The sequence below is a fragment of the Bradyrhizobium sp. AZCC 1610 genome, assembly GCF_036924515.1.
GTDB lineage: Bacteria > Pseudomonadota > Alphaproteobacteria > Rhizobiales > Xanthobacteraceae > Bradyrhizobium.
This window is the reverse complement of sequence record NZ_JAZHRR010000001.1, coordinates 2,409,486-2,422,679: the sequence shown is the minus strand read 5'-3', so window position 1 is coordinate 2,422,679 and position 13,194 is coordinate 2,409,486. Positions and strand designations below refer to the sequence as shown.

General features: G+C 62.5%; 10 protein-coding genes and 1 pseudogene. 6 read left to right on the top strand and 5 right to left on the bottom strand.

Annotated elements, in window-relative coordinates:
- Window positions 1–5: 5 nt before the first annotated feature.
- The 5 genes and pseudogenes from V1279_RS11515 to V1279_RS11495 form a co-directional block, all read right to left on the bottom strand.
- Window positions 6–1,004 (bottom strand): Bug family tripartite tricarboxylate transporter substrate binding protein, encoded by a 999-nt coding sequence (locus V1279_RS11515; RefSeq protein WP_334435526.1) that lies wholly within the window; start codon window positions 1,002–1,004, stop codon window positions 6–8.
- Between the two features lie 13 nt (window positions 1,005–1,017).
- On the bottom strand, window positions 1,018–1,887 hold the full coding sequence (locus V1279_RS11510) for an amidohydrolase family protein (RefSeq protein WP_334435523.1): 870 nt from the start codon (window positions 1,885–1,887) through the stop codon (window positions 1,018–1,020).
- Between the two features lie 45 nt (window positions 1,888–1,932).
- The gene (locus V1279_RS11505) at window positions 1,933–2,658 is read right to left on the bottom strand and encodes a TetR/AcrR family transcriptional regulator (protein ID WP_334435520.1); all 726 of its coding nucleotides are present in this window, start codon (window positions 2,656–2,658) and stop codon (window positions 1,933–1,935) included.
- 137 nt (window positions 2,659–2,795) lie between these two features.
- Window positions 2,796–4,055, bottom strand: coding sequence for an MFS transporter (locus V1279_RS11500; RefSeq protein WP_334435517.1), 1,260 nt, complete (start codon window positions 4,053–4,055; stop codon window positions 2,796–2,798).
- 96 nt (window positions 4,056–4,151) lie between these two features.
- Window positions 4,152–5,903, bottom strand: a pseudogene (locus V1279_RS11495) (EAL domain-containing protein); the annotation flags it as partial.
- A 587-nt stretch (window positions 5,904–6,490) separates the two neighbouring features.
- Between V1279_RS11495 and V1279_RS11490 the strand changes: the two are divergent.
- From V1279_RS11490 to V1279_RS11465, 6 genes are all read left to right on the top strand, one after another.
- Entirely contained in the window at window positions 6,491–8,251 is a 1,761-nt protein-coding gene (locus V1279_RS11490) for an ATP-binding protein (protein WP_334435512.1), read from the top strand.
- Window positions 8,252–8,359: 108 nt separating this feature from the next.
- Window positions 8,360–8,944: a peroxidase-related enzyme gene (locus V1279_RS11485; RefSeq protein WP_334435508.1), complete on the top strand. Its 585-nt coding sequence runs from the start codon at window positions 8,360–8,362 to the stop codon at window positions 8,942–8,944.
- A 129-nt stretch (window positions 8,945–9,073) separates the two neighbouring features.
- Complete coding sequence (locus V1279_RS11480) at window positions 9,074–9,451, top strand: hypothetical protein (RefSeq protein ID WP_334435505.1); 378 nt, start codon at window positions 9,074–9,076, stop codon at window positions 9,449–9,451.
- A gap of 991 nt (window positions 9,452–10,442) precedes the next feature.
- Window positions 10,443–11,402, top strand: a complete 960-nt coding sequence (locus tag V1279_RS11475; protein WP_334435502.1) for an alpha/beta hydrolase — start codon at window positions 10,443–10,445, stop codon at window positions 11,400–11,402.
- A gap of 79 nt (window positions 11,403–11,481) precedes the next feature.
- Complete coding sequence (locus tag V1279_RS11470) at window positions 11,482–12,012, top strand: hypothetical protein (protein WP_334435499.1); 531 nt, start codon at window positions 11,482–11,484, stop codon at window positions 12,010–12,012.
- Window positions 12,013–12,138: 126 nt separating this feature from the next.
- The gene (locus V1279_RS11465; RefSeq protein ID WP_334435497.1) at window positions 12,139–12,717 is read left to right on the top strand and encodes a GyrI-like domain-containing protein; all 579 of its coding nucleotides are present in this window, start codon (window positions 12,139–12,141) and stop codon (window positions 12,715–12,717) included.
- The last annotated feature ends 477 nt before the right edge of the window (window positions 12,718–13,194 follow it).

Genomic DNA, 13,194 nt, shown 5'->3' with positions numbered 1-13,194 from the left:
CGTGACTACTGTTTGGCGATTCCCGCCCGCTCGATCACTTGGGCCCATTTGTCGATATCGACCTTGAGCCGATCGAGGATTTCCTCGGGTGAAGAGGCCTTGGCCTCGATGCCGAGATCGAGCGCGCGCTTCTTTAAGTCCGGCATCGCGAGCACCTCGCGCAGCGCGGCGTTGAGCGTCTTGATCACCTCTGGCGGCGTGCCCTTGGGCGCAAAAATCGCATTCCAGGACCGCGCCTCAAAATCGCCGCCTCCCACTTCCTTCACCGTTGGCACATCAGGCAGGAACGTGGTGCGGATCGTGCCCGAAGACGACACCGCAATGGCCGCCTTGTCGGCAACATGCGACTGCACCGCAGTGTAGTTCTCTATCGCCATCTGGATATCGCCGCGCAAGAGCGCGATCAGCACCTCGGGCGAACTGCGGAACGGAACGATGGTGACGTCGACACCGGCGGTCGATTTGAACAATTGCGCCGCGAGGTTCTGGGTCGACCCGACATTGATGGTGCCGACATTGAGCGTGCCGGGTTTTGCCTTGGCCGCCTTGATGAATTCGGCCAGCGTCGGATATGGCGAGCCGGCCTGGGTGACGAAGATGAAGTCGAAATAGCCCATGCTCGAAACCGGGACGAAATCGGTCACTGGATTGAACGTCAGGTTCTTGAACAGCGACATGGAAATCGCGGTGCCGTTAGAGAGCAGCGCCAGCGTGTAGCCGTCCGCTGGTGCGGACAGCACGGCACGCGCGGCGTTGATGCCGCCGGCGCCCGCCATGTTCTCGATGACGAAGCGCTGGCCGAGCTTTTCGCCGAGTTTTTCGGTAACGAGCCGCGCCGTGACGTCGGCAACCCCGCCGGCGCCGAACGGCAGGATCAGCCGCACCGGCCTGTTTGGATAATTCTGCGCACCGGCGATTTGCGGCAGCAACAATGCCGCCACCAGCATAGCCATCCCGACGAACGACGCGCCGCGCCGGCTCATGGTGTATCGTTTGTCCGCCATCGCACGTGCTCCTTCAAAACTCGAACAGCCGCGCCGGGTTGTCGACCAGGATCTTCTGCTGCAACTCCGGCTCCGGTGCAAACAACGGAATGAGATCGACCAGATCGCCGTCGTTGGGCATCACCTTCACATTGGGGTGCGGCCAGTCGGTTCCCCAGATTACGCGGTCCGGCGCGGTCTCGACGATGCGGCGCGCGAACGGCACCGCGTCGTGGAACGGTGGTCCTCCGGATGACACCCGCTCGCAGCCGCACACCTTGACCCAGCATTTCTCGTCCCGCGTCATCAGGTCAATCAGCGTCCGGAACGGAAGCTGGTCGAGACCGTCAGATGCCTTGACGCGCCCCATGTGATCGATGGTGTAGCGCACCGGCAATTTTGCCAGCATCTCGGCATATTCAGGCAGATCGATCGCATCGAAATGCAGGTCGATATGCCAGCCGAGCGGCGCGACCATCGCGACGATGCGGTGGAAGACCGCCATGTCCGGCACTCCGCCGAGGTGACGCACGAAGTTGAAGCGGCAGCCGCGGAAACCGCCTTCATGCAGCTCGCGAAGGCCGCGCTCGGTAATGGTCTCGTCGATATTGGCGACGGCGCGAAAGGTCCCGTTGCTCACGGCGATGGCATCCAGCGCCACCCGGTTGTCGGTGCCGTGCACGCTTGCATTGACGATGACGGCGCGGCCGATCCCGAGCTTCTTGTGCAGCGCCCGAAAATCTTCGAGCGGCGCATCGGGCGGCGTATAGGGCCGTCCCGGCGCGTACGGATATTTGTCACCGGGGCCAAAGATGTGGGTATGCGCGTCACACGCCAGCGCCGGCAGTTTGAACTTCGGCGTTCGCGTATCGGGATCGGGTCCAGGAATCGTTGGCTTGTCCATGATGCCTTCTGCAGTTTGGCGCGCGCTTGATAATTTCCGCGATACCTAATCGGCCGAATTTTCTTTCCGCTTTCGAGCGGCGGCCACGGCGCGCGGTTGAACAGGCTTGGTCAGCTGTGACGCGCCGTCGATATGATCGACGTCGGACGCCTGCAACGAGGCGACCGTCGCCGAGACGATTTGCTCGATCGCTTCCGCCATGTCGGCGCCGTCGGCTTCACCGCGGGACAGCCTCGTGACCCGCTCCGGATTGACGAGGGTATAATAGAGCGCGCCGAGCAGGAATTGCGACCGCCACACGATCGTCGTCCGCGGCAGATGCGGCAGGCTTTCCTCGATAGCCTCGATAAATGCGCTGGTTGTGTCGTCGAAGATCTCCGCGATGATGCGCCCCACCACGGCGTTGCCTTCGGCCGACATCACGGCCCGCAGCCGCGTGAACCGCGCCCCGCCGCCGGCGAGGTCGCTGCTGGATGAAAACGCCGGCTGCACATAGGCCCGCACGATCGCTTCCAGCCGGTCCTGAACGTCGCGTACGCGTCTTGCAGCCACCAACAATTCGATGCGGCGCTTGTTCATGGGACCGCAATGGCGCTTGTAGATTTCAAGCAGCAAGCCGTCCTTGCTCTTGAAGTGATAGGTGATGCTGCCCGGGTTGGCGCCCGCTTCCAGCGCGATGTCGCGGATCGACACGGCATTGAAGCCGTGCGTCGAGAACAGCAGTTCAGCCGCGCTCAGGATGGCTTCCCGCATGTTGGGATTTCGCGTCATGGCATTTGCTTTCCGTTCTCGACTTTTGTACGTTTGTACAAAATATCAGGTCTAGTCAACAAACATCTAGGCGTGGGAGCCGGTGCTGAAGGAGGGGAAAATCAAGGTTCAGTGAGGCCGCCGGCTGCCCAGTCAACTCACCGCGCATTCGCCGGCGCGTGCACGTGCCACAGATCGGCGCGCCAGTGCAGCGCGACCGCCAGCATCAAGGCGAGTCCGGCCGCCGCGTAGAGTGTTCCGGTCGCCGCAAATCCGATCTCGTCGATCAGGCTGCCGGCGGCCAGCAGGCCGATTGGCAGGCCATAGATCACCATCATGCGCACCCCCATCACCCGGCCGCGGAAATTCTCGCTCGCGGTCCGCATCAGGATGACGGCGATCGAGATCATGGCGAGGCTTTGCGAAAAGCCCGCCACCACCAGGCATATGATCGCGGTCGGCACCGTCTGCATCTGCACGAAGATCAGCAAGGTCGCGTACCAGACGACGGTGGCGCCGATCATCAGCCGCGCCACCCGGATATCGCGGATCAGGCTCAACACGATCGATCCGGCCAGCGAGCCGATCGCGAAACTCGCCGACAGATATCCAAGCCCGGTCTGGTTGGTGCCGTAGATCGCCTTGGCGATATAGGGCAGCAGGCCATTGGAGAGCGGATACGCCGTCAGGTTGGCCAGGAATGCGACCCACAGCGCGGCCTGCATCCGCGGCGTGGTCCAGACATAGGCCACCCCCTCCTTGAGGTCGCGCAGCGGCGAGCGCTGCAACGCCTCGCTGGCAGCCTCGCCCGCGAGTTGCGGCTTTGCCGGCGCCACGATGCACAGCGTCAGCGCGGTAGCGGTAATATAAAGGCAGACGATCGCCACATAGGCCGGGCCCATGCCGAGCGCGGCAAACAATCCGGCGCCACTCAGCGCGCCGGCGATGCGCGCGGTATCCATCGTCGTGCGCGAGATGCTGATCGCCCCGATCAACTGGCCATGCGGCATGATGGTCGCGACCAAGGCGCCACGCACACCGAGGTCCGATGGGCGGACGATGCCCATCACGGCCGCGACCATGAAGACATAGAGCGGCGCGAGGTGGCCGGACAGCGCCAGCGTCATCAGCACGGCCGCCAGCACCGCGTAGATCGCGCGCATCATCGCCAGCAGATCGCGGTGACCGATCCGGTCGCCGACAACGCCAAACATCGGCGCTACCAACGTACCGATATAGCCGAGCGAGGCGAACAGAGTGAGCAACAGCACCGACCCGGTCTCGACCAGCACGTACCAGCCGAGAATAAGCATCTCCATCTCGAACGCCCACGAGGTGAGCAGATCGGCCGGCCATTGAAAGCGGTAGTTCCTGACACGGAATGGTGCGAGCGCGGAGCGCGGCGCCGGGTCGCTCAAGATGCGTTGTCGCGATTCATCGCGGTCCACCCCTGCCTGTTTCTTGTTATGGAGAACTGGATAGCAAGCCGCGCCCGGCGTTTCAAGCAGCCGACTTCACGCAGCCGACATGGCCCTGCCGCGGTGCGAGAGCAACAGCCGCCTCACCTCGGCGGCCGGTATCGCGGGGCTGAACAAATAGCCCTGCATCTCGGTGCAGCCGAGGATGTACAGCAGATTCCGCTGCTGCTCGGTTTCGACACCCTCCGCCGTCGTCGTCATGTCGCTGGCGGCCGCGATGTTCACCACGGCCTGGACGATGGACGAGGACGCGCCGGGACCGGCGATATCCCTGATGAAGGAGCGATCGATCTTGATCTTGTCGAACGGGAAACGCTGCAGGTAGCTGAGCGAGGAATAGCCGGTGCCGAAATCGTCCAGCGCGATCCGAACGCCCAGCTTGCGCAACTGGTGCAGCATGTCGAGCGCCGCCTCGTCGTCGCGAATGAGCACGGCCTCGGTGATCTCGAGCTCCAGCCGGCTGGCGGGAAGGCCGCAAGCCGCGAGCGCCGCCGCCACGTTCAACGCCAGCGACGGGCTCCGGAACTGGACCGGCGAGACGTTGACCGCCACACGAACATGGTCCGGCCAGGTGGCGGCCTCCGCGCAGGCGGTATTGAGCACCCACAGGCCGAGCTGATTGATCAGGCCGCTGTCTTCCGCGACCGGAATGAATTCCGCCGGCGAGATCATGCCGCGTTCGGGATGCCGCCACCGCAACAGCGCCTCGCAGGAGCTGATCTTGCCGTCCTCGATGTTGACCACCGGCTGATAGTAGGTCTCGAGGCCGCCTTTGCTGATCGCCTGCCGCAGCTCGAGCTCCAGGCTGCGACGCGCTTTGGCGTGCTGATCCATGCCAGCCTCGAAGAAGCGGTAGGTTCGCCGTCCGTCGGCTTTGGCGCCGTAGAGCGCGAGGTCCGCATTCCTCAACAACTGGTCGAGGTCCACCCCGTCGCCGGGGGCAATCGCTATTCCGATGCTGGCATCGGTGGTGATCAGATGCCCCATGCAGTCCAGGGGCTGCCTGATCGCCGAGTGGATTTCATCAACCAGCCGAGTGGTTTCCGACCGGTCCTTGATAGCGGTTTGAATGACGGCGAACTCGTCGCCGCCGAGCCGTGCCGCCACATCGGTTTCCTTGAGGCAACCGCGCAGGCGCTCGGCGACGCCCTTGAGCAGTTCGTCGCCGGTCGGATGGCCCAGCGCGTCGTTGACGCTCTTGAACTCGTCGATGTCGATATAGAGCACCGCCAGTTCCTCGCCCGGCCGTATCGCCCTGAGTGAGTGTTCCAGCCGCTCACTGAATTGGATCCGGTTCGGCAGATCGGTCAACCCGTCGTAGTGCGCCAGATGCGCGATCTTCTCGTCCGCGCGCCGGCGCTCGGTGATGTCCTCGATGGTCGCGACCCAGCCGCCGCCCTTCAGCGGCCGATTGATGATCTCGATCGCCCGGCCACCCGGCGCTTCCGTCAACTGCCGCGTCGCCTTGCCGAGCGACACTGTCTGGATGATCGCGGTGCAGAATTCATCGACGTCGCCATCGAATGATCCGGTTTCCTTCCGGTGGGCGATCAGCCGCTGCATGGTGCAGCCGGGCTTGGCCACGTCGGGCGACAGTCCGAACATGTCGAGATAGGGCTGGTTGCAAATGATGATCCGCGCGGATGCATCATAGAGAACAAGGCCTTGCGGAATGTTGTTCACGGCAATCGAGAGCTGGCGCCGCTCGGCCGCCAGCCGCCGGTCGGTCAATCGGTCACGCCGCAGCAGCAGTCCGGCGACCGCGGCCAGGACGGCGACAATCGCAAGCAGCACGCGTTCGCGAAGACTCCATGCCGATGTCGCCAAGTCGGCCGCAACGATCGCCGCGAGCAGCACCCCGCACACCGCAAGCAGTTTGACCGTTCCGCCCCCTTGCGCAGAACCGACCGAACCGCCCGATACTTGATGACCACCCTCGTTGCTCACCCGACGTGCCTTTAGAATGCGACAACGGTCAGTACGAATGGAAGACAGCTGATCGCGCGCCCCGTGGCAGTGTTGCGCAGAACTGATGGAAGGCGCGTTACAACTTGCGGTTAGCAATCGGTTACCTTGCACATGCATTGGCGCCAATCCGCGATCCGGAATCGGAGGTTACCGAGCCGCAGCCCTGGGGCGGCTCCTCTCGTCCAAAGTGGTAAATGAATGATTAATTCGAAGCCGGCGTCGCGCACGGCCGGAAATGCAAGAAAGCCCTTGTTTCTCAGCGCAACTTGCATTCGACAACGCGGACAGAGCTCGGCTGCAAAAACGAATCCGGACCGAGATGCCGCAGATTTAGCCGATACGAAACCGCACCTGTTTAACCGTTTCGCTAGTCGCGGCCGACCATAATGGGGGTCAGACCCCAATTCATGAGATCCAGGTTCAACACCGTGACATCCTTTGGACGTGTGATTTCCGTGCGCGGCTCCCTCGCCCGGATCGGACTGCTGGCGGTGAGCCAGATGCCCGTCTCCGAAGTGCGCGCCACCGTCGGCCGCTTCATCAGTATCCGCTGCGCCGATTCCACCATCGTCGCGATGATCACCGAGGTGTCGTGCGAGGATCTGCCGAACCTGGACAGCTACATCGCCAGCGCGTCGGTCGACCTGCTCGGCGAAATTTCCGGTGGCGAGCGTCCCAAATTCCAGCGCGGCGTCACCAATTATCCGACGATCGGCGATGCCGTCGACGTCATCACCGCCCAGGACCTTCGCACCGTCTATGCGCCGAGCGGGTCGGACCAGATCAATATCGGCACCCTGCAGCAGGACCGCTCGGTGATCGCCTATGTCGACGTCGAGGAGATGCTCTCCAAGCACTTCGCCGTGCTCGGCTCCACCGGCGTCGGCAAATCGACCAGCGTGTCGCTTTTGCTCAATGAGATTCTGAAGGCACGGCCGAACCTGCGGATTTTCCTGCTCGACGTTCACAACGAGTATGGCCGCTGCTTCGGCGATCGCTCGCTGGTGCTCAACCCGCGCAACCTGAAACTGCCGTTCTGGCTGTTCAATTTCGAGGAAATCGTCGACGTGCTGTTCGGCGGCCGCCCGGGCGTGCCCGAAGAGCTCGACGTTCTCGCCGAAGTCATTCCGATGGCGAAGGGCCTCTACACCCAGTACCAGAACTCCGACCGGCTCGGGCTCAAGCGCATGGACCCGAAGTCGGGCGGCTACACCGTCGATACGCCGGTGCCGTACCGGCTGGTCGATCTGATCTCGCTGATCGATGAACGAATGGGCAAGCTGGAGAACCGCTCCTCGCGCATCATCTATCACAAGCTGATTTCGCGCATCGAGACCGTGCGCAACGATCCCCGCTACACGTTCATGTTCGACAACGCCAATGTCGGCGGCGACACCATGGCGGAAGTCATCAGCCACCTGTTCCGCCTGCCTGCCAACGGCCGGCCGATGACCATCATGCAGCTCGCCGGCTTCCCCGCCGAAGTCGTCGATTCCGTGGTGTCGGTCCTGTGCCGCATGGCGTTCGATTTCGGCCTGTGGAGCGATGGCGTCTCGCCGCTGCTGTTCGTCTGCGAGGAAGCGCACCGTTACGCCTCGGCCGACCGCAACATCGGATTCGGCCCGACCCGCAAGGCGGTCTCGCGCATTGCCAAGGAAGGCCGCAAATACGGCGTCTATCTCGGCCTCGTCACCCAGCGCCCGGCCGAACTCGACGCCACCATCATCTCCCAGTGCAACACGCTGTTTGCGATGCGCCTTGCCAACGACCGCGACCAGGCGCTGTTGCGCTCGGCGGTCTCGGACGCCGCGGCCAACCTCTTGTCGTTCGTGCCCTCGCTCGGCACCCGCGAGGTGCTGGCCTTCGGCGAAGGCGTCGCGCTGCCGACGCGCCTGCGCTTCAAAGAGGTTCCGGTCCATCAGTTGCCGCGCAGCGAAGCCACCATTGCGACCGTGCCGTCGGTTTCCGCCGGCCACGACATGCATTTCGTCTCCGCCGTGCTGGACCGCTGGCGCGGCGCCACCTCGCATCGCGACGTGCCGAACGATCCCGGCATCAGCGATCGCCCCGCCGCCCGCGTCATGACGCCGGTGGAAGCGCCGATGCTGCAGCCCTCGATGGGACTGGACCCCGACCGGTTCTCGCTCCTGAAGAAGCCGCTGCGCTGATACCGGAATCGTTCGCGCGAATTCTTGACGCGAGCCGGTATCCACTTCACCGCAAAAAGCTATATGGTCCCGGCAACGCCGCCTTGCGGCCTCAGCCGGAACCCTTTCATGAGCAAGCCCGCGCCCAAACGATTTCAGCCGCCCGCCATCGACAAGCTGCCGGAGGACATCCGCACCCGAATCCTCGCAGTGCAGGAGAAATCCGGCTTCGTCCCGAACGTCTTCCTGACGCTGGCTTATCGTCCTGACGAATTTCGTGCCTTCTTTGCCTATCACGACGCGTTGATGGAGAAGGACGGCGGGCTGACCAAGGCCGAGCGTGAGATGATCGTGGTGGCTACATCCGCCGCCAACCAGTGCCATTACTGCGTGATTGCCCATGGCGCGATCCTGCGCATCCGGGCCAAGAACCCTGTCATCGCCGACCAGATCGCCGTCAACTACCGCAAGGCCGACATCACGCCGCGGCAGCGCGCCATGCTCGATTTCGCCATGAAGGTGAGCCAGGCGGCCAACACGGTTTCGGAGGCGGATTTTGCGGAAGTTGCCGGGCACGGCTTTTCCGACGACGACATCTGGGATATCGCGGCGATCGCGTCCTTCTTTGCGCTGTCGAACCGGCTGGCCAACGTCACCGCGATGCGCCCGAACGACGAGTTCTACATGATGGGACGGCTGCCGAAGCAGGGCTGAGCCGGCCTGCCGGCGCCCGGTTCCAGGCATTGCGGGACGGGATGGCTGTCCTGCGGCCGGCAACATTTCATGTTGGAAGTGCGGCTGGCGTGCTAAGAAAGGCGCAGGATTTTTCGCGGATCGGCGGCAGTGAAAACCCAGCGGCCCATTATTTCGGACGACGAGCACGTCGTGCTCAAGTTCCGGCCGCGCACCTCCGCCCACCCGCCGGGCGGACGGGAAGAACCCGGTCCGGCCAAGTCTTCTCCGACCAAGTCTTCTCCGACCAAGGCTTCTCCGGCCAAGGCTTCGCCCTCGGCGAACGACCTGTCCCGCTACGAGCAGCCGCGCGACGAGGGCGACGATTTCCGTCATCGCATGCTCGCCAATGTCGCAGCGCTCGCGTTCACCGTGGCGCTGACCGCGATCGGCATCTGGCTTGCGGTCAGCATCGCCGATTTGCGCAAGACCCAGGACTGCGTGCTAATGGGCCGCCGAGACTGCGCCGGGATTTCGGTGACGCCGTAGGGGTAGCGGGCGCACGCCGCGCAATTCAATTGTCAAACAGCCCGGCCACGTAGCCCGGATGGAGCGCAGCGCAATCCGGGATTCCCTGACCGCATCGAGACTGCCCCGGATTTCGCTGCGCTCCATCCGGGCTACGAAAGTTCCTCGCTCCGCCGTCATTCGGATACACGTTCGCGTTCTCGCGGCGCGCTGCGCCCGAGCTTTGCTGAAATTCCTTTCCCTCAAACAGAGGGAGCAGGGAATGCCGGGTGCTTGCTGCACCCGCGGTCTCGTGTGCAATGTGCACAAGGAAGTGCGCACACGAGCATACAGGTACAGCCGGAGCACTCCGGCATTCCCTGCGCAATGGTTTGACGGCTTATGCCGCGCTCTCCCTGGAGACGAATTCGTCTTGCCTCCATCGCTGCCGGCTTGATGGCGGATCGATCCGGTTGGATCAATTTCGCCACCGGCAGCTTGGCACCAGCCACGGGTGTCAGGACCACACGGTTTTGCCGTACGCTTCAGCGCCGTACGTCCTGCGCGCCGTGTCCGCTCACGGGAGAACCCGCCCTGCGAACAACTTCTCGCGCCTGACGCTGCTGCGTCCACCGCATCCCATCCCAACGTTCGTGACGATGGCCAACGCCCCTCTTCTTTAGGACGGGATGGCCGGAGTTTTAGGGCTGATTTGGGGTCGCGGCGAAGCAGATTATTTTTGCAACCGAGACTGGACGGGGCAAATCACGTTGAAGTTGTTACGAAAAATCGCGTGATCGCGCAGCGCCGATTGCCCCCTCGCCACCCCGTCGTGGAGCCCATCCGGCGCTTCAACCGGAATGCGAACGGGGGCGAGAATTGAGATGCAACGTCGCCGCAATTCCCGTTACGTTAGGTAAGGACAAAAACTAAGAATACGAGGGAGGCTCCGTTGAGAATCTCAATCGCTGCAGCAGGCTTTTTTCTCGCAACTCTCTTTTCGATTCCAGCACTGGCACAGACGAGGGCTCTGGTGACTGAAGAGATGATGGTCAAGACGTCCGATCCCGGCATCGAAATATATGTCCGCAACAAACGTCCGGCGGACATGACCTCGTTCCGGCCGGAGCAGACCGTGCTCTACGTCCACGGCGCGACCTACCCTTCCGAGACGGCGTTCGACCTCAAGCTCGATGGCTTGTCCTGGATGGAATACATCGCCGCCCGCGGCTATGACGTCTGGCTTCTGGACCTGCGCGGCTATGGCAAATCCACGCGCCCCAGCGAGATGGCCGACAAGCCGGAAGCCAACGCGCCTATCGTCACCGGCCAGACCGCGGTCAAGGACATCGGCACCGCAGTCGATTTCATTCTGCAGCGCCGCAACATTCCGCGTCTCAACCTTCTGGGCTGGTCCTGGGGCACGACGCTGATGGCCACCTACACCACACAAAACGCCTCGAAGGTCGAACGTCTCGTCCTCTACGCACCTTCCTGGATCCGGCAAACACCTTCACTCGTTCAGACAGGTCCGGGCAAGCTTGCCGCGTACAGGATGGTCAATCGCGATCAGGCGAAAGAGCGGTGGTACACCGGCGTGCCGGAGGACAAGAAAGCCAATCTCATTCCCGCCGGCTGGTTCGACGCCTGGGCGGACGCGACATTCGCAACCGATCCCGTCGGCGCAAAGATGACGCCCCCGGTCGTTCGCGCGCCCAATGGCGTCGTGCAGGACGGCGCCGAATTCTTTGGCGCCGGCAAACCCTATTACGATCCCGCCAAGATCACGGTCCCAACCTTGCTGGTCGGCGCCGAATGGGACCGCGATACGCCGCCTTACATGGCACAGACCCTGTTTCCGCTGCTGGTGAACTCGCCGGGCAAACGCTACGTCGCGCTGGCCGAGGGAACGCACACCATCATCATGGAGCGGAATCGCCTCAAGCTGTTTGAGGCGGTGCAGGCGTTTCTCGATGAGGCGAAGCGGTCGTGAGCGGCAGGCGGAAGCTTGTATGTGAAAAGCGCAAACCCTAGATCGAGATTCTCTTGAAAAGCGTTGAGCGTGAAAAGCGATGATGTCGGCTCGATGGACCAAGGGCTACACAGACGCTGAGCTCGACAGCGCACAGCATCGATTTGGCTTGGTCTTTCCTCCGGACTTGGTTGCTCTGCTGAGGGAGAAGCGGCCGGTAGAGGGGCACGATTGGACGGACGACGCCGCGATACGGCGAGCGCTCGACCGGCCCTTCAATGGGCTCTTCGATTCTGTCGAGCGTGGCCGGTTGTGGTGGCCGGAATGGGGAGCGCGCCCCTCCAGCGCGCACGCTCGCGAGCAAGTTCTGCGGGGGGTCGTTTCTCTCGCGCCGAAATTGATCCCCTTGATCGCTCACCGATACTTGCCCGAGGAGCCGCATGAGTCAGGCAACCCGGTGTTTTCCATCTTCTACACCGATGCAATCTACTACGGTGCTAATCTGGACGACTATTTCGAAAGAGAGTTCACAGGTTGGCATGGCCGGCCCTGGCCAAAGTCAATCAAGTACATTCCCTTTTGGTCCGACCTCGTGGAGCGGTTCGCGGAGAACCGCAACTGCCCTGCATAAAAGTACAGGATGGGTGGAGCGCAGCGATACCCATCAACTGCGGCCCGAGGCGGCGATGGGTTTCGCTGCGCTCTACCCATCCTACTGGCCTGGACACAGCGCACCGATAACCGACCAGAGACGAACATGGCCAAGATCGATTTCAAGAAGAAACTCTCAACGCTCTACAGCGCGCCTAATGGCAGTTTTGCTACCGTCGACGTGCCGGTCATGAAATTCGTCAAGATCGACGGCAAAGGCGATCCCAATCGTGATCCAGCCTACAAGCGTGCCATCGAGTGGCTGTATTCCGTGAGCTACGCGATGAAATTTGCCAGCAAGACCAAATCGGGAAAAGACTACGTCGTTCCGCCCCTCGAAGGCCTTTGGTGGGCTGACAATCCCGACGATTTTGTCGGGCGCCGGAAGCATCTGTGGCGATGGACGATGATGATCATGGTGCCCGACTTCGTCGAGCGATCCCTGTACGAGGCTGCCCTGGCAAGATCGCGGGACAAGCTCGGGGAGCCTCCGGTCTCGCTGCGCCTTGAGCCATTGGACGAAGGGCGATGCCTGCAGACGCTGCATATCGGCAGCTATGATGACGAAGGCCCGACGCTCGCCAGGCTTCACAACGAGATCATGCCTGCGAAGGGGGTGACGTTTGCAGGGCCACATCACGAGATCTATCTGAGCGATCCACGCAAGACGCCTCCGGCGCTATAGCGAACTCCGCACGCATCATTATCGACGTACAAGGTCTGACTTTCATCGATCCGAAGAAGAACCACCGTGCTGGCGGCTTTGAACGACCAATCTATACTTTCCATCGGCCGCAAAGTCGCATCAGCGTCGCTGAAGGACTGCGAGACCAGCAGGACTGTGAACACAACTTTCAAAAAGCTCCCTACAACAGCAAAGCGCTTCGACATTGCACAACACCCCCGCCTTCACCTGAGGGACCAAAACCATCCAGTTCGAGGATGGGTGGAGCATAGCGATACCCATCAATTGCGGCCCGGATCACAACCGCGCCACCACCGATCCCGGGACCAAAAACCGCCATTTTTGCTCCCAAATCCGTCCCCGCCCGATCGGCCCCTTTCCATTGAACTCGGGCCCCCGCTCCGATATACGGGCACTCGACTCCGGCCGAGGAAATTGGGCCCTCCGCGGCGCCGCGCCCCGCCTCCTCCAAGCCGT